Below are 22,331 nucleotides of genomic sequence, written 5' to 3'. Positions count from 1 at the left end.
AGATTTCAGAGAAAGCATTCCTAATCATTTCGCTAAATAAATAACGACACCAATCATAATTAAGGCGACTGAAAGAGTCGCCTTTCTTTAAAGCTTCTTTCGCTTTCTGATTAAAACATTCTTATCAAGATTCAGAGGAATCAGAACAAATAACACAAATATAACCGGAACGATGTACATTCCCGGATATAAAGGGATCTTTTCTGAATTTAAAAGATTTCTTACAGAAAGAATTGCAAGATAGTAGCATACAAACAGGATAATAGCCGGACCGAGTCTTGCAAATTTTCCCTGTCTTGGGTTAATCATTGATAAAGGAATGGCCATGATCGCAAAGATAAAACAGGCAAATATCGGAGCAATTCTCCACTGCAGTTCAATCTTTGCTGCATGAGAGGTTGATCTGATTAAATCAATAGTAGAGACACTCTGAAGAGAATCATCTACGGTCTCTTCCTCAGAATCATATGGAACAGGGATTGATAAGGTATTGAAATCAACCTTTTCAAGTTCAGGAGACAGCCCATCTGACTTATACAGAGAGCCATTTTCCAGAACTATCCACTGAGTTCCGCTTCTATCCTTTGACATATGGCCTGTTGTTGCACTTAGAAACTCATACTCAGGAGAATTCATTGTTCTGGCTTTTGTTGTTTTAATAACAAAAACCTGACCTAGCTTCTTATCTCCATTCTCATCATTCACACCGTGAATATAAAGAGTGTAATCTCCAAATTCAGTAAATTTACCACTTTCAATAGGAAGATACTTAGGATTGTTCTGAGATGAATCTGTAAGAGCTGCTTTTGCCTGATTTGAGGCAGGCATAAAATACAGACAGTTCAAACCGGTAGCAATAGCAGAAATCAGAGCCAGTAGCAGACCGATCTTCATGAACGAAACTCCTGACAAACCAGATGAACGCATTACCACCATTTCTGAATCTGAGGACATTCTTGATAAAGAGACAATTATTCCAATATAAAGACTCATTGGAAGAAGAATGAATCCAATTGAAGGTAAGGAATAAATAATCATCTCTGAAACAACTCCAATAGGAATACTTCCGGTTGAAGCCTGTCCCAGAATCTTAATCACAGTCTGGCATAAGAATACAGAAAGAAGCACTATCAGAGTTACTATCTGTACCTTTAGAATATCTTTAAATATGTATTTTTTTATAATCAAAATATATTCCTATATTTTCTTTAGCGAGTTTACCCAAGCACTTATTAGAGATACAGGAGCTCTGCTGTTAAGCATAGGAGAATCTGCCCTTATATACTTCATTTCATTATACGCATCAAGCAAATGTGATGCAGGGATTTTTATAAGTTTATCTAAAGGCTGATTTTTTAGTAACGGCAGAGAGCCCTTATCAACTCCTGCCTTACATTTTAACAGCTCCAGAATAACTTCCTGCAGAATAAGAGAATTCTGCTCATTTGTAAGCTCCAGAATAAGGGATACCGCTTTAGAGGAATTTCCTTCCGAGGAAACATCCTCTATTAGTGAAGTTATAATTTCTAAAGCTTTTATATCAAGAGATTCTTTATAGTATTTGAGTGCCCCTCGAGGAGAATTAAAGGATAAAGCCAATGCTATCCTTGCGCGGTCCTGTGAAAACTCCTCACCAAGATTAGCTTTTAGATAATCAAGAGCAACTGGCTCAGAAACCGTTGGAATCTGAATTTTAAAGGCTCTTGAGAGAATGGTTGGAGGAAGTAGTTCCAGACTCTTAGTAAGCAGAATTATCAGTGTGTTTGAAGTTGGTTCCTCAAAAGTCTTCAATAAAGCATTAGCCGCACCGTCTCCCATCAGGTGAGCATTTGAAATCACAGCGACCTTGCCATTTCCAAGAACAGATCCCTGAGAAATCCATTCAGTTAGATTTCTGATACCGTCAATTCTTACTGATTTATTCCCTTTAGAAATCGGGGCCTCTGAATCCATGTTCTCAAGAGGAGTCCCCATATCACTAAGGAGTTTTGAAAAACTATGAGAAAGATCCTCTTCCCTATCGGATTCTTCAGCAGTAGAAGATAGCAGAGAAATGAAATCAGGATGAGAGCCGTTCTGAAGATCATCAAAAAGATGACAGGATTTGCAAGCTTCACATGCTGCTTTTCTATTCTTATCGGAGCATAAATACAGTTTCGCAAATTCAATAGCAAGAAATGCGCCGCCAAGGTCAGGAGCACCGGATAGAATTACAGAAGAAGGAACTCTTCCACTTTCAAAGGCATTTTTAAAAGCCTGAAAAGAAGAAATCAGCCAAGGATCAAACATTAAACTTATCCAAGCATGAGATTACATTTGCACTCACAACATCCAGTGGCTGAGCCCCATCTATAAGAACAATATGTTCTGGGTCTTCCTGTGCACACCTGATATATGTATTTCTTACTCTTATAAAGAAATCCATTTTTGACTGTTCAAAACGGTCAAGATCGCCTCTCCGTCTTGCTCTTTTCATTCCCTCTTCAGGATCGATGTCCAAAAGGAAAGTCAAATCTGGACGAAAATCTCCCAGAACAATATTTCTTACAGCATTGATATGATCCATGTTCATTCCTCTGCCACCGCCCTGATATGCTATGGTTGAGAGGTCATGTCGATCACAGATAATATCAAAACCTTCGGAGAGCTTTGGCTTAATAAAACAGTTTACAAGCTGGGCTCGAGCTGCATACATAAGAAGTAATTCTGTGGTGTCACACATAGAATCATCATTTCTAGGAGTCTTTAGCAGTGCACGTATATCCTCAGCAATTGGAGTACCACCTGGTTCTCTTACGCAGATTACCTTTCGTCCTTTATTTTTAAGATAACTGCATATAACCTCTATCTGAGTGGATTTACCTGCACCTTCAGATCCTTCTAGCGTAATAAATAAGCCTTTTGCCATTTTTAGTAAGTCAACAATAATAAACAAAACAGAAAACTGAAGACAATTATATCATCAGCTTTCTGCCAAAAAATAAAAATACAAAAGTACGTTATGCGTACCTTTAACTATTTCTTTTTAGATGTCGCAGTTTCTGTCCCTCTATCCTTTACTTTCTTTGAAGATACAGTAGCGTCTGTGCTTACAGAGACTTTATCTACAGTTATATTTTCAGATTCTGTTGTTTCTTTTAACGCTTTAGAAACATTTGTTTCTTTATTCTCGTTCTTTTTTAAACTGTCAGAATCTATTGAGGCATCGTTATTTATGCTTTCAGAATTCGAATCTGTCTTACTATCTTTTGGTTCGCCAGAAATGGTCTCGTTTTCGGACTGATTATCGACCTTCCCATCAAACAGCTTATAGTTTTTAACCTTTTTTCTGTATTCAGCAACCGCCTTATTGTGTTCTGTAAGAGTATTGGAAAAGACATGCCCCTCTGTAGGGGAAATTCCTTTGGCTACGAAATACAGAGCCTTAGATTTGTCTGGGTGTAGTGCAGCATGGATAGACTTAATCTGAGGCATACAGATCGGAGTTGGAGGCAGACCATCCCTGGTGTATGTATTATATGGGCTGTCTGCTTTTAAATGAGACTTGGTCAGGGTACCTGAAAACTCACGACTAACCCCATACATAACCGCAGGATCGGTCTGCAGTCGCATTCCTTTTGAAAGTCTGTTCTCAAACACCGCAGCAATTAAATTTCGCTCCTCATCTAAAAAAGTCTCTCTCTCAATCAGAGAAGCCAGTATCAAAGCCTCGTATGGTGTTTTTATATTATTGCTCTCATCCCTGTTATCCCACTCTGTCTTTAAAGATTTTAGCTGTGAAACAATGCCCTGTCTGAATATTGTATAAAAAGGATCTTTTTCATATAAAGGGTATGTAGCAGGAGAAATAAGTCCTTCAAGAGAGGTTACATCTTCACCGATAAAATCAAGAAGATCCTCCTGATCCTTTAACAGTTTCCTGAGAAAAACATCTTCTTTTGCCAAAGAAGAAAAGAACTTGTCATCAGAAAGTTTATTTTTAAAGCGTTCGGCTTTTTTTATAATCTTTGAAAGGTTCATTCCCTCCACAATAGTAAAGGTTGGGTAGGTCTTTACAATAACATTACCTTCAGACATATCCTTTAATATGGATATAAAGCTTTTGTTTGGCCCTATTAAATACTCACCTTTCTGAATTGAGGAATAAGGTGTAGAAAAACGCAGATAGAATTTTGCAACAAGACGATCCCAGGAATTATCGAGAAGGTCATTTATCACTGTTTTTACAGTTGCGCCTTTCTTAAGTTCATAGGTTTCTGTTTTAGAGGAAAGCTCACTGTTATTCAGTTTCTCAATTGTTGAATAGGCCAAAAAAGAAACAGCAGACAAAGAAAACAGAATAGCGGCAAAAAAGCCAGCAAGAATTTTTTTTGATTTAGTCATTTAAAGAAAAAAGTTAATCCAGTTTCAAATGATGTCTTGTGATTATAGTGCATTACCTCGATTAAAAAGATCATTAATCCCCAAAACGAATGTTAGCACCCAAAATACAGACCAACATTTAGAAAACATATAGGAAACAGAAAAAAAATTAGGTTACAGGTTGATTCAAAAGTTACTCATTCTGGCTTAAATCGGTTGTTCTAGAGAAGAATTTCATTGACTTTTTGGTCTCCAGAATAGACTCAGAGATTTCATTCATTATCTCATTATAGCTACGACCTTTAGAAATTGTGCTTGATGAGCCAATCACAGCCTTGAGATTAATGCTGACTTCATCAATATTGAAGTTCTTTTCCATCTCATCATACAGTTCCGACTGAACTCTATCCACATCCACATTAGAACGAATATTCTGCATCAGAACAATAAACTGAGAACCGACTCGACATATTAAATCGTTATAGCTTACTACGTTTTTTATCCTTCGGGTAACTTCACACAGAAGCTTATCTCCAATCGTGAAATCATAACAGGAGTTTATCTGGTTGAAATGAATCAGCTCCAATACCACAACTCCATGATCAGCATTCCCATTTATCTTGTCTTTTACAAGCTTAAGAAACTTATCATGACCAATGGTTAGAGTTATAGGATCAACTTCCTTTGAATTTTTTAGTTCAGAGAAATACTTGAACAGATAAAATACCAAAATTAAAGCAAGTAGATAAAAGAGGAAAAGAATAAAATAAACCTTATTACCAAGCTCCGCAGCTTTGCCTGCGTTTCTAACCTTTAAGGCCAGATCCCAGCGATGTTTTCCAAAAAATACAGACCTCTGACGATAAACCAGATCTCTGTGCTTGAATAAAGTACTGTCCCCCCATATAAAATCGCGCTCTTCCTTGTTGAGATAAGCCTTTATGGAGTAAACGAATCTTCCCTTTTCAGAGTTAAGATTCATACAGTCTAAGAGCTTGTAGAAATCAACAATCACACCAACATATCCCCAGTATTTACCCTCCACATATACGGCTTTTCGGTTAAATATATTGATTTCATGTGTTCTTGGAGAAACAATTGGACCATGAACAATAACATCTCTTGGATTTCTCCTGGCCAGATCGAGATAAAATTCTGTAGTTTTATCACTAAAATTTAACTGGGTAAAATTTTCCGGAGGCTCATCTGACACAATAAAAAACGAATCGTTTGGAGCAATCATGTATCCTATTATAAAATCCTTTGCATCAGCATTAAAAAAAGCAGAAAGATCTTTTGGCAGAAGATTAAGCTCAACAAAGTTTTTTAATTCTGCGTTGGTTACCTTAGGATTATCTTCAATATATCTCTGAAGAATATCTGCGTGCTCAATGACCTTATCGAAATTAGACAACAGATCCTTTACCAGATTATCCATTCTCTGGGATGCAAGTTCACTGTTCTGTTCTTCTAACGTGCCATTAACACTTACATCCAGATAGATTCCGGCAATAAAAAAAATAAGTGTGATTACGAAAAAAACAAATGTATATATATAAAGACGAAAAGCACTAAATATCACGCACACACCACCTGACAAAATTAGATAGTCCCATCTTATCATCACGCATAAATACCTCAAAAGTATATGGAGTAATAACTAGTACGAACTTCAAAGATTTTTTTATTCTCTCGCCGATGTGATTTAAACGCAGTTCTACTCGCAGAAAAATAGTGTGAGAGTTGTCAAAAAGTGGTAGAATGACGCATATTTTTTTTGCGCAAAAATGATTAACGAAAGGCTGTTAATAATTATGGATATGGAAAAAACCTATACCCCAGAAAATTTTGAAAGCGAGACCTACCAGAAATGGGAGAAGGAAGGTTACTTTAAACCTAACTATGACGAGTCAAAAGAGTCATTCTCAATTGCACTTCCTCCTCCAAATGTAACAGGTTCGCTGCACATGGGTCATGCTTTCCAGCAGACTATTATGGATACACTGATCCGCTACCACAGAATGAAGGGAGACAATACACTGTGGCAGTGCGGTACTGACCATGCCGGAATTGCAACCCAGATGGTGGTAGAGAGAAAACTTGCAAAAGAAGAAAATCTGACCAGACATGACCTTGGCAGAGAGAAGTTTATTCAGAGAATCTGGGACTGGAAGGAGCAGTCAGGCGGTACTATCACCCGTCAGATGCGTAGATTAGGTACATCTGTAGACTGGTCACGTGAAAGATTTACTATGGATGAGGGCCTTTCTAAGGCTGTACTTGAGGTTTTCGTTCGTCTTTACGATGAAGATCTTATCTACAGAGGAAAGAGACTGGTTAACTGGGATCCTAAGCTGCGTACTGCAATCTCTGATCTTGAGGTTGAGAACAAGGACGTTAAGGGGTACATGTGGTATGTCAAGTACAAGCTTGCTGATGGCGTAACCACTTCAGACGGCAAGGATTATGTGCTGATTGCAACTACACGTCCAGAGACACTGTTAGGCGATACAGCCGTAGCAGTAAACCCTGCAGATGAAAGATTCAAATCAATTGTCGGCAAATTCCTTGAATTACCGCTTGTAGGAAGAAAGATTCCTGTTGTAGCAGATATCCATGCCGAAATGGATACAGGTACCGGATGCGTTAAGATTACTCCTGCCCATGATTTCAACGACTACGCAGTAGGCAAGCGCAACAAGCTTCCAATGATCAATGTACTTACTGAAGATGCTCATATCAGAGATGAAGGTGAAGTATTTGACACCAACGGAGAGCCTACAAAAGATGTCAGCGGCTATATTCCAGAATCATACCGCGGCTTGGACAGATTCGAGGCAAGAGACAGAATCGTCGAAGATCTTAAGGCACAGGGACTTTTAGTAAAGATTGAGGATCATGCTCTGTCTCAGCCTTTCGGTGATCGTGGCGGTGTACCAATCGAGCCAATGCTTACCGACCAGTGGTATGTACGAGCCAGTGTTCTTGGCAAACCAGCCGTTGAGGCTGTACAGGACGGTAGAATCAAATTCGTTCCTGCACAGTATGCCAATATGTACTATTCATGGATGAATGACCTTCAGGACTGGTGTATTTCACGTCAGCTCTGGTGGGGCCACAGAATTCCAGCCTGGTACGATCAGAACGGTAAAGTATACGTTGCAAGAAATGAAGATGAAGTTAGAGAGAAGTACGAGCTTGGCTCTGATGTAGAGCTTACCCGAGATCCTGATGTTCTGGATACCTGGTTCTCTTCCGCGCTGTGGACCTTCTCAACCTTAGGCTGGCCAGATAATACCAAGGAACTTAAGATGTTCCACCCAACATCAGCCCTTGTAACCGGCTTTGATATTATCTTCTTCTGGGTTGCCCGTATGATCATGATGACCATGCACTTTATGAAGAATGAAGACGGTACGCCTCAGGTTCCTTTCAAGACAGTATACGTTACCGGACTAATACGTGATGAGGAAGGCAACAAGATGTCCAAGTCTAAGGGAAATGTTTTAGATCCTTTAGATATGATTGACGGTATTGATAAAGACAGCCTAATCACCAAGCGTACTGCAAACATGATGCAGCCTCAGATGGCAGAGAAGATTGCAAAGCGTACCGCAAAACAGTTCCCAGAGGGAATCGCAGCTCACGGTACCGACGCATTAAGATTCACACTTTGTGCTCTGGCATCAAACGGAAGAGATATCAACTGGGATATGAAGCGTCTTGACGGTTACAGAAACTTCTGTAACAAGATCTGGAATGCTTCAAGATTCGTGCTTATGAATGTAAGTGAAATGAATCTGAGCAAGCCAAATCCAGCAGATCTTTCTGTTGCAGACAAGTGGATCAGATCAAAGATGCGTAAGGCTATTGAGAATGTTACCTCTTCAATCAACGCCTACAGATTCGATCAGGTTGCTAACAATATCTATGAGTTCATCTGGAATGAATACTGCGACTGGTATCTTGAGTTTACTAAGGCAATTCTGAAGTCTCCAGAAGCATCAGACTCACAGAAGAATGCTACAGCATACACTCTGGTTGAAGTTCTTGAAGCTGTAATGAGAATGGCTCATCCTGTAATGCCATTCCTGACCGAGACCATCTGGCAGCAGACTGCCCCTATGATTGGCAAACTGAATGCTGACAAGACCATCATCACAGCAAAATTCCCTGTGGTTGAGGATTTTGACAATGATGATAAGGCAGAAGCTGACATCGCCTTCATTCAGGAAGTATCAACTGTTATCCGTAACCTGAGAGCAGAAATGAAGGTTGCTCCTTCAGTAACTCTTGCTCCTATGATGCGAGGAGCCAGTGATGCAGAAAAGAAGTGCGCCTCAGATAATTTCATCTTTATGCAGAATCTTGCGAACATTGAAATGATCAAGTTTGTAGAGGCTAATGATGAAATTCAGCCTTGTACCTCAAAACCAATCGGTAATGCTGAAATTCTGATTGCAATGAAGGATCTGATTAACAAAGATGAGGAAATCAAGCGTCTTAAAGGTATGATCCAGAAGCTTGAAGCCAACATCAAGTCAGGTGAGAGCAAGCTTTCAAATGAGGCTTTCGTTTCTAAGGCTCCTGCTAAGATTATTGAAGGTGCTAAAGCTCAGTTAGAGTTGAACAAAACACAGCTTGAAAAAGTTGTTGCTCAGCTTCACGAGATCGAGACTCTTTAAGAAATAATCTTTTTAGATTAACCGATAAATCCTCACTATGTTTTATACTGACGTATGTGAGGATTTTTTTAGCTCTATAGAATGTGTTTTTAACAGATGTTTATGAAAAAGCTATTATTTTTCTTAATGATATTCGTGTTTGCAGATTCAGCTTACGCATACACCGATCCTTATCTATGCTCAAAATACTACAAGCTTAGAATCAGGAATGTCGAAAAAGTTCTGGCTGTTGGCATAAGAAAGGTTAACAATACATCCATTGAAACCTATGTGCTTGGATTTGGGACACCGATTCATGCCACCATAAACGGGGCAAAACTAACCGATGCCTATATTTCAAAACGAAGAACACTTCAGTGTGATGGAGAAACGATCGGACATGTAAGAATATATGAGCTTGCAGGTTTAGGAATAAAAACAGGAGAATTTATAATCAAGAGTGGAGACAAGAAAGCCTCCACCTATCTTGAAATCGACTAGATCTCGTCTAATGCCTGCTGAATATCAGCAATGATATCCTCGACATCTTCAAGACCGACAGAAAGTCTTACTAGGCCAGGAGTAATACCACATTCCTTTAACTGCTCATCAGAAAGCTGACGATGAGTTGCAGTTGCTGGGTGAAGCAAACAGGTCTTGATATCAGCAACATGAACCTCAGGAGATGCAAGCTTAACATTATCAATAAACTTTGCTCCTGCCTCTCTTCCGCCCTTAAGTTCAATTGACATTACACCTGAACACAAACCGTCAGTCATATATTTCTGACCTAATGCATAATACGGATCTGACTTTAGTCCAGGATAGATAACACGTGATATTTTGTCATTCTTAGACAGGTACTCTGCTACCTTTAAGGCATTCTCTGAATGCTTACGTATACGTAATGGCAGAGTTTCAATTCCAAGATTGATATAGAAAGCAGCCTGAGCTGTCTGACATACACCTAAATCACGCATGATCTGGGCTCTAGCCTTAACAATAAACGCAGCCTTTCCAAAGGCCTCTGTATAAATAAGTCCATGATAAGACTCATCAGGAGTGGTAAACTCAGGGAATTTTGATGATTTTGCCCAATCAAATTTACCACTGTCAACCACAGCTCCGCCTACCTGAATTGCGTGACCATCAAGATATTTGGTAGTTGAATGAATAACAATATCAGCACCAAAATCAAAAGGCTTGCACAGGATTGGTGTAGCAAAAGTATTGTCAACAATCAGTGGAATCTCATGCTTATGAGCTATAGCAGCGTAACGCTCAATATCAAATACAGCAAGAGCAGGATTTGCCAGAGTCTCACCAAAAATAGCTTTTGTCTGAGGTCTGATCTTAGCTTCAACCTCTTCATCGGTTTCTTCAGGTTCAAAGAAGGTAACATCAATACCCATTCTCTTGAAGGTAACTGCCATCAGATTAAAGGTTCCGCCATAAACTGTAGATGAACACAGAATGTGATCACCAGCCTTAGCAATAGTAAGAACAGCAGTTAAGGTTGCAGCCTGACCAGATGAGGTAAGCATAGCACCAACACCACCTTCAAGCTTGGCAAGTCTCTCCTCAACAAAACCGCAGGTAGGATTAGCCAGACGTGAATAGAAATAACCGTTACTCTTTAAATCAAACAGATCAGCAATTGCTTGTGTACTCTCATATCTGAAGGTTGTACTCTGAATAATCGGCATTGCGCTTGGTTCACCATTCTTTGGAGTATAACCAGCGTGAATACACAAAGTTGAATCTTTCATTTGAACTCCCAAAACAAAAATAAATCGCTAAAAAACGACATCTTGTTTTATCTTGCCTTTAGATTTGGACTTCCTGAGGTAATGGAAAACTTTTTTCTTTAAGATCACTACCTACTTCTTCTACGGAGGAAGCTCCATTTTGTTTTAAATACTCGACAATTTCATCAACTACATACTGTGGAGCTGATGCACCTGCACTCAGGCCTACTGTCGTAATATTATTAAACCATGAAATTTCAATTTGTGAACTGTCATCGATTAAATAGGCAAAAGCTCCCTCATTTAGGGCAACTTCTTTTAAACGGTTTGAATTTGAAGAGTTAGCTGAACCGGCAATCAATACCAGCTCGCATTCACGAGCCAGTTCCTTTACCGCATTCTGCCTCACCTGAGTGGCTCTGCAGGTATCATCTGCCCTAGGCCCCTGAATATTTGGATACTTTCTCTTTAAGGCCTCAACTGTAAGTCTGGTCTCATCAATACTTAAGGTAGTCTGAGTGGCAAACATAGAGTTTTCAGCATCAATATCAAGAGATTCCACATCATCAGCTTTTATGATGACATGAACCTTGGACAGGTCACCTGTATACTGACCGATGGTGCCGACAACCTCCTGATGGCCCTTGTGACCGATAACAACTGCATCCATTCCTTTTAATCCGGCTTTGTTCATTTTTTTGTGAATAACGCTGACAACCGGACAGGTAGCATCGATAATGGTCAGTTTCCTGGCTTTTGCAGCCTCAAAAGTACTGATCCCAACACCATGAGCAGAAAAAATAAGAACAGAATTATCAGGAACTTCTTCTAATGAATCAACGAAATGAGCACCGATTGAACGTAAGTCGTCCACAACATGCTTGTTGTGAACAACTTCATGGAGAACGAAAATATCCTGATCTGGAAATTTTAGAATAGCATTCTTAACTGTTTGGATTGCTCTTTCAACTCCAGCGCACATGCCACGGGACTTAGCTATTTTGACGGAAAAAGACATAAAAGACTCCTATTTTTTTATAGGATCTTCTTTTCCCAAAAATCCTATAATCACCAGAAGGCCTGCGCCACAGCAGACAGCAATATCGGCTACATTGAATGCCGGATACGCATAGAAAAATGAATCAGTTTTTATATAGAACAGCAGAAAATCTATAACGTGAGACCATAGTATTCTATCAATAAGATTACCCAATGCACCGCCTATAACAAGAGATATTGCAAGGCAGGTCCATTTTTTTTCGCGAGATGTTTTTAAAAGACAGAACAGGAGTACAGCACAGATTACAACCGCTATTCCCATAAAGAAATAGCGCTGCCATCCTCCCATTGAGGCAAGAAAGCTAAATGCCGCCCCTTCATTCCAGACATGAACAATGCTGAAAAAAGAGGCAACCTGATAGCCAACTGTATCAACAGGAATAGTTGAACTGATCCAGTATTTGGTTAACTGATCAAGAACAATAACAAGCAAGCTCCATAAAAGGAACCTGCTTCCATTTTCTTTTGAAAACAAAGAAGTCATTTTAAGCAAATTTTCTTACTTCACCGTTTGACTTGATGTTCTCAATACATCTTGGGCACAGACCAGGATACTCAGGATCAGCATCCACAGCATCCTCATAATGCCAGCATCTCTCACACTTCTTGGCTGTTGACTTGGTTACAGTAAAGGCACAGTCAATAACCTCTGACTTGAAGGCCTCAGCAGGAGCAGACTCATCTGTAATTACAGCTTTAGAGGTAATCAGTACGAAGCATAGTTCATTTTCAAGCTTCTTAAGATCCTCAAATAACTGCCCCTTTGCAAATACCTTGACATCAGCCTCAAGAGAACCACCGATTACACCGTTGTTTCTAGCTGTTTCGATTGCCTTGTTAGCTTCATTTCTGAAGGTCAGCATTCTCTTCCAGTACTCTGAATTAAACTCAGAAGACTCATCAAGCTCTTCTAGCTTATCAAACCAGGTAGAGGTGAATACGAATTCATCTCTCTTACCAGGCATTGCTTCCCAGGCTTCCTGAGCTGTAAAGGAAAGAATTGGAGCAATCCAGCGGATCAGAGCCTCTGCAATCAGGTATAAAGCGGACTGACAAGAACGGCGAGCTGCACTATCAGCCTTGGCTGTATACTGACGGTCCTTGATGATATCAAGATAGAATGAACCTAGCTCGATTGAACAGAAATTCATAAGAATCTGAACAACTTTGTGGAAATCGTACTCATCATAGCAGGCAACAACTTCTTTCTGAGTCTTTGAAGCAAGAGATACCGCCCACTTATCAAGTTCAACCATAGAGCTGAATGGAACCATGTCGGTTTCAGGATTGAAACCATTCAGATTAGCAAGTAAGAAACGAATAGTGTTTCTTACACGACGGTATGCATCAGAAGATCTCTTAAAGATCTCATGAGAAACAGCCATATCGCCAGTATAGTCATTTGAAGCGATCCACAGACGAAGAACATCGGCACCAAGCTTATCAATTACTTCCTGAGGAGCAATTACATTACCCAGTGACTTGGACATCTTTCTGCCCTGACCGTCAACAGTAAAGCCGTGGGTTAGAACCTCCTTGTATGGAGCCTTATCCTTTGTTGCAACAGAAAGCATCAGTGATGACATGAACCAGCCACGATGCTGATCTGAGCCTTCTAAATACAAGTCAGCACAATGTCCCTTAAACTCTTCACGCTGGTCAACAACACTGAACTGAGTTGAACCAGAGTCAAACCATACATCAAGAGTATTTGGATCCTTGTGATATAGCTTTGCCTCTTCAGGACCAATCAGGTCTTCAACCTTAAGATCCCACCATGCCTGAATACCATCCTTCTCAACTGCTTTTGCAACCTTTTCAATAATTGCAGGAGTATCAGGATGAATTTCGTTGGTTTCGTTATTGATTAGAACTGCACATGGCATACCCCAGGTTCTCTGACGGGAAATACACCAGTCAGTACGCTGTTTAACCATTGCTTCAATACGGTTCTGTCCCCATGCAGGGATCCACTTGGTTTTTGCAATTTCCTCAAGAGCTCTGGTTCTAAGTCCCTTACCATCCATAGAGATAAACCACTGAGGAGTTGCACGGAAGATAACAGGAGTCTTATGACGCCAGCAGTGTGGATAACTGTGGGTAATAGAAATTGCCTTTACCAAAGCGCCTTTTTCTTTTAGAACCTCTATTACCTTAGGATTTGCCTTTAAAACATTTAAACCGGCAAAGAACTCAACATCCTCTTTAAAGCAGCCGTCTGGGCCAACAGGATTGTAGATTTCGATACCGTATTTGGTACTTACATTGTAGTCGTCGAGACCGTGACCACCAGCAGTATGAACACATCCGGTACCTGCCTCTAAAGTTACATGAGCACCTAAAATCACAGTAGATTCAAGATTCAGGAATGGATGCTTGAACTTCATAAGCTCTAAAGCTTTTCCTGAAACCTCATCACCAAGCTTTTCAAACTTTTCAATACCACAGCTGCTCATTACGGTTTCAATCAGATCTGAAGCCATAATAAAACGCTCTGCACCACGGTCTGTTTCAACCTGAACAAGACTGTACTTAAGCTGTTCGTTCAGACAGATTGCTCTGTTGGCAGGAAGTGTCCATGGAGTGGTTGTCCAGATTACACATGAAATTGGTCCCTGACCTTTACCCTGAGCATTGAAGGTATTCAGAATCTTTTCATCATCAGTTGAGGCAAAACGAACATAAATTGAGTCTGACTTAACATCAGCGTATTCAACCTCAGCTTCAGCAAGAGCAGACTGACAGTCCATACACCAGTAAACAGGCTTCAGACCTCTTACAAAATGGCCGTTGGCAATAACTTTACCCAAAGCTCTTAAGGTATCAGCCTCTGTCTTATAATTCATAGTCAGGTATGGGTTATCCCAGTCACCTAACACACCAAGACGCTTGAAATCCTTTTTCTGACCTTCAACCTGGCTGGCGGCATATTTTCTGCACTCTTTTCTGAAGGTAGCAGCATCAACCTTTGCTCCAGGCTTGCCAATAAGACTCTCAACCTTAACTTCAATTGGCAGACCATGGCAGTCCCATCCAGGGATATAAGGTGAGTCAAAACCAGACAAGGTCTTTGACTTGATAATAATATCCTTTAAAACCTTATTAATAGAGTGTCCGATGTGAATATTGCCGTTTGCATATGGAGGGCCGTCATGAAGAATAAACATGTTGGCTCCAGCGCGTGCTGTACGGATTTTCTTATAAAGACAACGCTTTTCCCAGTCTGCAAGCATACCAGGCTCTCTCTGAGAAAGATTGCCACGCATAGGAAAGTCTGTATTTGGAAGGTTTAAAGTATTTTTATAATCAGCCATTTTCCTGTCTACCAAAAACAATAATTAAAATTCGTTAATATCTCGACTATTAAGCACTTCGAGAGCTGAAAGCCTATCCTTTGCGAGCTGCTCTCTGAGTGTCTCAATATCATTAAATTTCATTTCATCTCTGATTTTTTCTATAAAAAAGACCCTGATACTCTGACCATACAGATCTTTATTCAAATCAAAGATATTGACTTCCAGAATTGCCTTACTCTGATTTCTGACAACTGTCGGTCTTACCCCAACATTTGCCATTCCGTTTTTCAGACCAAATCTGGTTGAAACTTTTACAGCATAAACTCCTCTAAGAGGACTTATTCTGCGATTTACATTCATGTTTGCAGTTGGAAAACCAAGATTTCTGCCAATCTGATTCCCGTGAACTACAATTCCTGACATAGAATAATATCTGCCAAGAGCTTCTTTAGCGTGATCCAGCTGACCTTTAAACAAATACTCTCTGATTTTAGTACTTGAAATGCGTTCCCCATCCAGGTCCACACCGTCTATTGCACTTGCTTCCATTCCAATTGATGATCCGATTTTTTTCAAATCCTCAATTGTGGATTTTCCACCCTGTCCGAAACTGAACAGAGTACCTACGGTTACGCTTTTGACTCCAAGCTTTTTACCCAGAAGCTCAACAACATAATCATGGGCGCTCATTGCAGCAAAATCAGCATTGAATTTCATACAAAAAACAAGTTCTACACCTGCAGATCTGAGTGCAAGAAGTTTATCTCTTAAGGAATAGATTCTGGCCGGAGATTTGTCTTTGGAAAAATACTCCAGAGGCTGCGGCTCAAAAATCATTACAGCAGGCACAAGATTTAATCTTCGTGCCTTTTCTTTCATACACTCAATTACAGCCTGATGCCCTTTATGAAAACCGTCAAAATTTCCAATCGCAATGGCTACACCATTAGGAGTACCCTTAAAATCAGAAAGACAGCGGATAAGATGCATCAAAAAAACCGTTAATTGTAATTATTATGTAAATGTAGTAAATACTATTTGAATTATTAATTATATCTTAAAACTAAGCATACATCACGGTTTTTTCATGGTTACAAAAATATATTGATTTTCATCTAGTTAGAAAATTGCGCATATATAAGTTGGATCAGATACCCAAAAGTGTTGTAGAATATGGCACAATTTTTGGTGTTCTACTTTAAATTTGAAAAAAAAATTGATAGAATACTGCGATTATTCACCACTATATAGTATACGGTGGTAATTTTTTAAGATTTCAGGAGCTATCTGTGCCAAATATTAAATCTGCAAAGAAGCGCGTTATAATTTCTGAGAAGGCACGTCAGCACAATGTTGCTGCACGTTCTAAGATGCGCACTTTAGTAAAGAACGTACTTAAGGCTGTTATGGCTGGTAACAAGGACGAGGCTAAGGCTGCATTCGCATTAGCTGAGCCAGTTCTAGACCGTGCTGCAGGCAAGGGTCTTATTCACAAGAATAAGGCTGCTCGTCATAAGAGCAAGTTAGCAGCTAAGATTAAGGCAATGAACTAATAGACAGTTTCACTGTTAACAGTTTATATAAAGAAGGGAGATTGTGTAATCTCCCTTTTTTTTCTGCTGTATAAAAGACAACACAGAGTCGAAGTTAGTTCTGAAGATCAAACTCGAACTTCCTACACTCTACATTTAGGTTCCTACTATTCACAAACATTCCACAAGGCAACATTCTTATCATTTGCACTTATAACCACTGCAATTCTAGTAAGTGTTTTTAGTGGAAGGATTTCACCATAGCGTTTGTCTTTAGTTTGTTCAATCGCCTCTTCTAAGAGTTTTTCCTCAAATTTTTTTTCTTTAGCTAGTTTAAACTCAAAAATATATCTCGATTCAGGAAGCTCCACGACCAAATCAGCTCTGCCGTTTGAACTGATAACTTCTCTTTGTGCATTTATTCCAGATAAGGTCAAAGTAAAATAAATGATATCTCTACAATAATGTTCTGAATTAAAAGCTTCTTTATCATCGTACCCAAAGGTATTAAGAGCTGCAGAGAAGGTTTTTATCATTCTCTCAAAATTGTGAGATTCAAAGTTATTTACAAGTGCAGTCGAAAAATCCTTAATAACGTTACTCTCAACAGCATTTTTTCTAATTTTTACGTAGTAAAGTTTTGTTAAGGCAGACTTTACCTCAAGATTTGGTGGAACTAAAAATAAGCTCTCTCCACCTAAATCATTCTCTTCTGTTCTTACTGTGAGATAACCTGTCTGATACAAAAGACTTACTGTAGGCACATCAAAGAAATCATAGAAAGCAGATAATTCTTCATCTCCGATTTTTACTTTCTGAATCTGTGTTAATGGTGTATTCTGAATACTCTTTATATATTTTGAAATTAGAGTCGGATAAGCTCCCCCAGTTTCATACCAGAAGTTTTTAAAGCCGTCATCAGGAAAGGCAAGAAAATTCAGGACCGACCATGGATTATGTAGCAGAGTATCGTTATTTACATGAAATCTGTAACCATCGTAATGAGACTTTATCTGTGCATAGCATTCTTCTTTTGAGAGCTTAAGAATATTAGCAGCATTATCAACATATTCATCAAAATACTGATGAATATCAGGTTCGGTATACCCTAAAAGCGGTGCAAATTTGGATTCCAGTCCTAAATCTCGTAGATTATTAAGCTGAGAGAATACAGATGTTTTTGCAAAACGACCGACACCTGTAATAAAGATAAATCTCATCTTTCCAGTCAGAGATTTAATTGTTCCAAAGAATCCCTGAAGAAAAACTCTGTATTCATTAAATATTTTCTCATCATCAAGAGAATGAGTTAAAGGATAATCGTATTCATCAATTAGAAGAACAAATTCACTAGGTGAACTTGAAATAATATCTGTTAACAATGAATCTGATTTATAGGTACCCGAATTCTTCGTTCGTGTAATCTTTAAATTATTAGCAAACTTATCTAGAATATCGTAAATTTTTGCATCAAAATCAATAGGATTTGTGAAAGCAAAAGAAGAAAAGTCAAGGTGAATAACCTTATAAGTCTTTCCTTTTTCTCTTTCTTCCCATAGATTTTCTATCTTTAGGCCTTTAAAGAACTTGGTTCCATGAGAAAATAAAGATTCAAGAGTTGATATAAGGAGAGATTTACCGAAACGACGTGGTCTTGAAAGAAAATTAGGCCCCTCAAGATATGCAAATTCATAAATCAAATCAGTATGATCAACGTAAATCTGATTTGATAAACGTAATTCTTCAAAGCCACTTTTTGCTTTCGGAAGTTTTGTAATATCTACCATTATCCTTTTATCTCTATAATAACTTCAACTCTCTATATTTCATTTTACAACAAATAACTGCCATGTTATATGCGAGGGAATATGTTAAGTTTGAAATTATGAAAAGGACATAAAAAGAGCTTAATCTTAAATGATCAAGCTCTCAAAAAAAGAAATGAAAACAGAATTGAAACATTCAGTTATTCCTAGTTAACCTTAAAAGCTGCAGGAGTTACACCAAAATAGCGTTTAAATTCTCTGCTGAACTGAGAGACACTCTCATAGCCAACTTCAAAAGCAGCAACATAAGCTTTAACATTTTTGGTAATAATCAGATCTTTTGCCCTATTCAGACGTAGCTTCTTGATATACTGGATTGGAGTATCAGAAGTAATCTGTCTGAAGATACGGTAAAAAGAAGAAACACTCAGATGAGCATCCTCTGCAAGCTTATTGATATCCAAATCCTTGTTATAATTATTCTGAATAATTCCAATGATATTTGATACCAGAGCCAAAGGTCCGGAATTAAGAGCAATCTTATACAGAAGTTCTGACTGTTCTCCTGTCATTGCTCTATAAAGAACCTCTCTCTTAAGGGTATCACCTAAAATTCGGGCATCCTGTTCATTGGTCAGGCACTGTAAAAATCTGATAATTGAGCTTCTGAATGAGTCAGACATAACAGAAGGGCCAAAAGGATGAGGTACTACTTTAAGATCATTTTTCTGGAATGAATCCATAAGGCCCATCTCTTCAACAAGCTCACGGATTTCATTGATTGTGAAACCAATGAAAATTCCTTTAACAGGTTCATCCTTATTTGCACATATTTCACAGTTCAGGGGCATGGTCATAGAGCAGACTACATACTCACCGCCGGTATATTTGAAGCATATATCATCCATAGTCAGGATCTTAGAACCACTGAACATGATGCATAAACCTGCAGGATATACACTTGGTTCTGCATCTTTAGAGAAAGACTCTTTAAAATAATGCACTCCTTTTACAGGACAGTAAGTAATACCGTCGGAAATGCTTGGAAAATATTTTAAAGCTTCTTCAAAAACAGCCATGTAATAACCTCGATGACTTATCGTCAAAAAAAATTTTGCATATTATACTATAAGTTTATGACATAAAATGAAGGTATTAGGCAATTTATTTACAAAATTGTGCAATTTCAGTAAGTAAGATGTAAAAAAATTTTTTCAAAAGAGCATTTTCTTAGCAGAAGTGTATTTTGAAGGTAAAAAATGAGGTGTTAAGCAATAGCGCTAATCTGCAGCTGAATACGGCTGGACTGAATTTCATCAAGCACATCAAAGCCGTCTCCTGTCTCATGGATCTCCTCATAAGCCAGAGCCTTGCCTTCATATTCCTTTCTGAGTTTCTCCTGTTTTAAAGGAGGGAGTTCTCCGAATACCTCAGGAGATAACTCTCTCTGGAAAGGAGTTAGAGGTTCCTGTCTGATACATTGAGCTAAGAAGACCTGAGATATACCTTCTGAAGAAAAAGCCTCGGTCAGGAACTGAGCTCTGACAAAATCCTCACTCTGAGCATATTTTTTCTGTTCAGGCAGAAGATGAAACTTCTTTCTTAGATTTACTTCTTTTTCTTCAGTAACTATAGGATTGTATAAAGGATGATCGGTCAGATCATGGGAAAGCATAGCCAGCATTAAAGAAAAATCAGCATGATTACCTGCATGAACGTCCTTGTTAAGACGCTCACCCAGCTGCATTTCATCTACAAGATACTGATTTCTAATATTGGAAGTTAACACGACTATATTCCCTGCTCCGCCCTTATATATATGTTTACGGCAGAAGTGTAATTTTATTGAGAAGAAAAACAAAAAAGTATTCTTTGTAGAGACCATAGTATTTATCAATGAACTTAACTAATTTACGATATTTCAGATAAAAAAAGTAATGCTTGGAATGAACTGTTTTCAGATGCAATGATACATAGGACACATTCCTGAATCTATTATTCTTAAATGTCACTGCTATACGAAGGTATTCCGCATACTGAAAATACACGTATGTTATAATCCCAGAGGGAAACAGGAGAATAAGAATGCAAGAAATTGCTCAATCAGAAAATATTGAAGATTTTATTGATAGTAATTTTATATATGTAGATAAGACAGAATATATCCATAATCTTATTAAGACCTATAAAAGGGTTTTCTTCTCCCGTCCTCGCCGTTTTGGTAAATCTCTGACTCTAAATACAATCGGAACTCTTTTTGAAAAGGGAGTTGAGCCTTATTTTAAAGGGACATGGATTTATGACAAATGGACGCAAAAAACCTACCCTGTTCTTCATCTGAATTTTCTTGAATATTCAACATGTGATTTAAATGCCTTTAAATCCAGCATGTGTCAGCCCATTCGTGATTTTGCAAGAATGAATGGTCTCTATGATTACACAGATGATAGCGAACCAAACAACCTTATAAGGAACATATTTACGGTTATGCCTGAAGGAATGCAGCTTGTTCTACTGATTGATGAATATGACTGTCAGCTTTCAGCAAATATCAATAACAAAGAGCGATATGAGGAATTCAGAACTTTTCTCAGAGAATTATATGGAGCGCTAAAGGGAAAGAAACAGATAAAATTCATGGCATTAACCGGAGTCACCAGATTAAAGGATGTTTCAATATTCTCAGTTGGTTCTGATATTAAAGATTTAAGCTATGATCACGCTTTCTCACAGATGATTGGATTTACAAGGGAAGAGATAAAGAGATTCTATATTGATTATCTAAAGCTGGGTATAAGCTATGAGAAGCATATAAATACAGAATCTGTGACTGATATTGATATTGAGGAATTCCTCGACAGGATGGCTGAACATTACGACAGCTACTGTTTTGATGAGTTCTATGAGAATAAAGTTTTTTCAACCTACTCGGTAAACTCTTTTCTTCAGTCTATATCTCAAAAAAAGCGTGTTGTTTTCGGTGACTACTGGTATGAGGCTGGAGGTATTCCTTCTATTCTAAATAACTACATGGAATCTCATGAAATTGATATAAATAAATTCCAGACATCTGAAATTAATATCAATTATGATGATTTTATGAATCCCACTTCTCTGCCGGACATGAATGAAAATGTACTAATGTGCCAGACAGGATATCTCACACTTAAGTCACCTATTGACCGATACACAGATGTAGTTATAGGTGCAGCTAATAGAGAGGTTAAAACCGCCTTATTTTCTCTACTTGGGATTAGAGTTTTCAAAAATAATGTGTCTCCCTATAATTCAGAACGACAGTACGTTTTAGAAAAAGGATCAGTAAAGGACATAATCTCCCTATTTAATACAGTTCTTGCCACTATTCCTTATGACAAATATCCGGTAAACAATGAGTCTACATTAAGAGCTTTAATACAGTTGTATCTGATAGGTAAAGGTCATGATGTCAGATCCGAACAGCATAACTTCAAAGGCAGCAGTGATCTTCTGGTGAACTTTAAAAAACGCAGAGTCATAATTGAGTTAAAATTCTCAAAAGATGGAAAGGATGCCGAGGCTCTTTTGAAAAAAGCAGAAGATCAGATCAGGAAAAGAGAATACGGAGCTGAAAACCTTGGTGATCGGGAACTGCTTCAGATTGCTGCGGTATTTGACGGGTCTCCTGAAGTGAGAAGAATAACAGTTTTCAAATAGGGATCTCCCATCCCTTTCAATAAAAAAAAGTTCTAAGCAACTTCATGCAACTATCTCAGGTAGGACGACTTCAGATTGAATTTCTTTCTTTCCAGGTTTTACTATACATGCGCAAAATTCGGTTCACATCGGTATAGAAATTCGGGCTAACCTCGGTATACCTCATTTATAAAAATTCTGCTTAACATCGGTACACCTCCTTTCGAGA

The 22,331-nt window shown here is 38.5% G+C and carries 17 protein-coding genes; 4 read left to right on the top strand and 13 right to left on the bottom strand.

Going from position 1 to position 22,331, the window contains the following annotated elements; all coding sequences use genetic code 11:
* Positions 1-87: 87 nt before the first annotated feature.
* From lptF to QZU45_RS06400, 5 genes are all read right to left on the bottom strand, one after another.
* Positions 88-1,188, bottom strand: a complete 1,101-nt coding sequence (lptF, locus tag QZU45_RS06420; RefSeq protein ID WP_295353125.1) for an LPS export ABC transporter permease LptF — start codon at positions 1,186-1,188, stop codon at positions 88-90.
* A 9-nt stretch (positions 1,189-1,197) separates the two neighbouring features.
* Positions 1,198-2,289: a hypothetical protein gene (locus tag QZU45_RS06415; RefSeq protein ID WP_295353122.1), complete on the bottom strand. Its 1,092-nt coding sequence runs from the start codon at positions 2,287-2,289 to the stop codon at positions 1,198-1,200.
* Positions 2,282-2,908 (bottom strand): dTMP kinase, encoded by a 627-nt coding sequence (tmk, locus tag QZU45_RS06410; RefSeq protein ID WP_074841389.1) that lies wholly within the window; start codon positions 2,906-2,908, stop codon positions 2,282-2,284. Before tmk ends, QZU45_RS06415 begins: the two co-directional genes overlap by 8 nt.
* Positions 2,909-3,015: 107 nt before the next feature.
* Positions 3,016-4,383 carry an endolytic transglycosylase MltG gene (gene mltG / locus QZU45_RS06405; protein ID WP_295353118.1) on the bottom strand — a complete coding sequence of 456 codons (1,368 nt, stop codon included), beginning with the start codon at positions 4,381-4,383 and terminating at the stop codon, positions 3,016-3,018.
* A 172-nt stretch (positions 4,384-4,555) separates the two neighbouring features.
* The gene (locus tag QZU45_RS06400; protein WP_295353115.1) at positions 4,556-5,944 is read right to left on the bottom strand and encodes a diguanylate cyclase; all 1,389 of its coding nucleotides are present in this window, start codon (positions 5,942-5,944) and stop codon (positions 4,556-4,558) included.
* 238 nt (positions 5,945-6,182) lie between these two features.
* Here QZU45_RS06400 and QZU45_RS06395 point away from each other — a divergent pair, with 238 nt between their 5' ends.
* Positions 6,183-9,047, top strand: coding sequence for a valine--tRNA ligase (locus QZU45_RS06395; protein ID WP_295353128.1), 2,865 nt, complete (start codon positions 6,183-6,185; stop codon positions 9,045-9,047).
* Between the two features lie 102 nt (positions 9,048-9,149).
* Positions 9,150-9,527 (top strand): hypothetical protein, encoded by a 378-nt coding sequence (locus QZU45_RS06390; RefSeq protein WP_295353112.1) that lies wholly within the window; start codon positions 9,150-9,152, stop codon positions 9,525-9,527.
* Here QZU45_RS06390 and QZU45_RS06385 read toward each other — a convergent pair.
* From QZU45_RS06385 to ribF, 5 genes are read right to left on the bottom strand one after another with little or no spacing between them, the layout of a single operon-like run.
* Positions 9,524-10,795, bottom strand: coding sequence for an O-acetylhomoserine aminocarboxypropyltransferase/cysteine synthase family protein (locus QZU45_RS06385; RefSeq protein WP_295353109.1), 1,272 nt, complete (start codon positions 10,793-10,795; stop codon positions 9,524-9,526). The two genes, QZU45_RS06390 and QZU45_RS06385, sit on opposite strands and share 4 nt — an antisense overlap.
* 58 nt (positions 10,796-10,853) lie before the next feature.
* Complete coding sequence (ispH, locus tag QZU45_RS06380) at positions 10,854-11,792, bottom strand: 4-hydroxy-3-methylbut-2-enyl diphosphate reductase (RefSeq protein ID WP_295353106.1); 939 nt, start codon at positions 11,790-11,792, stop codon at positions 10,854-10,856.
* A gap of 9 nt (positions 11,793-11,801) precedes the next feature.
* Complete coding sequence (gene lspA, locus QZU45_RS06375; RefSeq protein WP_074841385.1) at positions 11,802-12,317, bottom strand: signal peptidase II; 516 nt, start codon at positions 12,315-12,317, stop codon at positions 11,802-11,804.
* A gap of 1 nt (position 12,318) precedes the next feature.
* On the bottom strand, positions 12,319-15,147 hold the full coding sequence (gene ileS / locus QZU45_RS06370; protein ID WP_295353102.1) for an isoleucine--tRNA ligase: 2,829 nt from the start codon (positions 15,145-15,147) through the stop codon (positions 12,319-12,321).
* A 24-nt stretch (positions 15,148-15,171) separates the two neighbouring features.
* Positions 15,172-16,119, bottom strand: a complete 948-nt coding sequence (gene ribF, locus QZU45_RS06365; protein WP_295353099.1) for a bifunctional riboflavin kinase/FAD synthetase — start codon at positions 16,117-16,119, stop codon at positions 15,172-15,174.
* A 299-nt stretch (positions 16,120-16,418) separates the two neighbouring features.
* On the opposite strand from ribF, the gene rpsT reads away from it, so the two are divergent.
* Positions 16,419-16,682: a 30S ribosomal protein S20 gene (rpsT, locus tag QZU45_RS06360; RefSeq protein WP_295353097.1), complete on the top strand. Its 264-nt coding sequence runs from the start codon at positions 16,419-16,421 to the stop codon at positions 16,680-16,682.
* A 146-nt stretch (positions 16,683-16,828) separates the two neighbouring features.
* On the opposite strand, the gene QZU45_RS06355 is transcribed toward rpsT, so the two are convergent.
* From QZU45_RS06355 to QZU45_RS06345, 3 genes are all read right to left on the bottom strand, one after another.
* Entirely contained in the window at positions 16,829-18,448 is a 1,620-nt protein-coding gene (locus QZU45_RS06355; RefSeq protein WP_295353094.1) for an AAA family ATPase, read from the bottom strand.
* Between the two features lie 185 nt (positions 18,449-18,633).
* On the bottom strand, positions 18,634-19,506 hold the full coding sequence (locus QZU45_RS06350) for an AraC family transcriptional regulator (RefSeq protein WP_295353091.1): 873 nt from the start codon (positions 19,504-19,506) through the stop codon (positions 18,634-18,636).
* A 188-nt stretch (positions 19,507-19,694) separates the two neighbouring features.
* The gene (locus QZU45_RS06345) at positions 19,695-20,216 is read right to left on the bottom strand and encodes a VC2046/SO_2500 family protein (RefSeq protein WP_295353088.1); all 522 of its coding nucleotides are present in this window, start codon (positions 20,214-20,216) and stop codon (positions 19,695-19,697) included.
* A 296-nt stretch (positions 20,217-20,512) separates the two neighbouring features.
* Between QZU45_RS06345 and QZU45_RS06340 the strand changes: the two genes are divergently transcribed.
* A complete protein-coding gene (locus tag QZU45_RS06340; RefSeq protein ID WP_295353085.1) occupies positions 20,513-22,123 on the top strand; it encodes an AAA family ATPase in 1,611 nt (536 codons plus the stop codon).
* Positions 22,124-22,331 lie beyond the last annotated feature (208 nt).

The organism is uncultured Succinivibrio sp. (assembly GCF_902756765.1).
Lineage (GTDB): Bacteria > Pseudomonadota > Gammaproteobacteria > Enterobacterales > Succinivibrionaceae > Succinivibrio.
The sequence above is the reverse complement of the archived record's forward strand: the minus strand, read 5'-3'. Positions and strand labels throughout refer to the sequence as shown.

Coding starts and splice junctions, on each gene's coding strand:
- QZU45_RS06415 (WP_295353122.1), bottom strand. CDS start 2,289: ATGTTTGATCCTTGGCTGATTTCTTCTTTTCAGGCTTTTAAAAATGCC.
- tmk (WP_074841389.1), bottom strand. CDS start 2,908: ATGGCAAAAGGCTTATTTATTACGCTAGAAGGATCTGAAGGTGCAGGT.
- mltG (WP_295353118.1), bottom strand. CDS start 4,383: ATGACTAAATCAAAAAAAATTCTTGCTGGCTTTTTTGCCGCTATTCTG.
- QZU45_RS06395 (WP_295353128.1), top strand. CDS start 6,183: ATGGAAAAAACCTATACCCCAGAAAATTTTGAAAGCGAGACCTACCAG.
- QZU45_RS06390 (WP_295353112.1), top strand. CDS start 9,150: ATGAAAAAGCTATTATTTTTCTTAATGATATTCGTGTTTGCAGATTCA.
- QZU45_RS06385 (WP_295353109.1), bottom strand. CDS start 10,795: ATGAAAGATTCAACTTTGTGTATTCACGCTGGTTATACTCCAAAGAAT.
- ispH (WP_295353106.1), bottom strand. CDS start 11,792: ATGTCTTTTTCCGTCAAAATAGCTAAGTCCCGTGGCATGTGCGCTGGA.
- lspA (WP_074841385.1), bottom strand. CDS start 12,317: ATGACTTCTTTGTTTTCAAAAGAAAATGGAAGCAGGTTCCTTTTATGG.
- ileS (WP_295353102.1), bottom strand. CDS start 15,147: ATGGCTGATTATAAAAATACTTTAAACCTTCCAAATACAGACTTTCCT.
- ribF (WP_295353099.1), bottom strand. CDS start 16,119: ATGCATCTTATCCGCTGTCTTTCTGATTTTAAGGGTACTCCTAATGGT.
- QZU45_RS06355 (WP_295353094.1), bottom strand. CDS start 18,448: ATGGTAGATATTACAAAACTTCCGAAAGCAAAAAGTGGCTTTGAAGAA.
- QZU45_RS06350 (WP_295353091.1), bottom strand. CDS start 19,506: ATGGCTGTTTTTGAAGAAGCTTTAAAATATTTTCCAAGCATTTCCGAC.
- QZU45_RS06340 (WP_295353085.1), top strand. CDS start 20,513: ATGCAAGAAATTGCTCAATCAGAAAATATTGAAGATTTTATTGATAGT.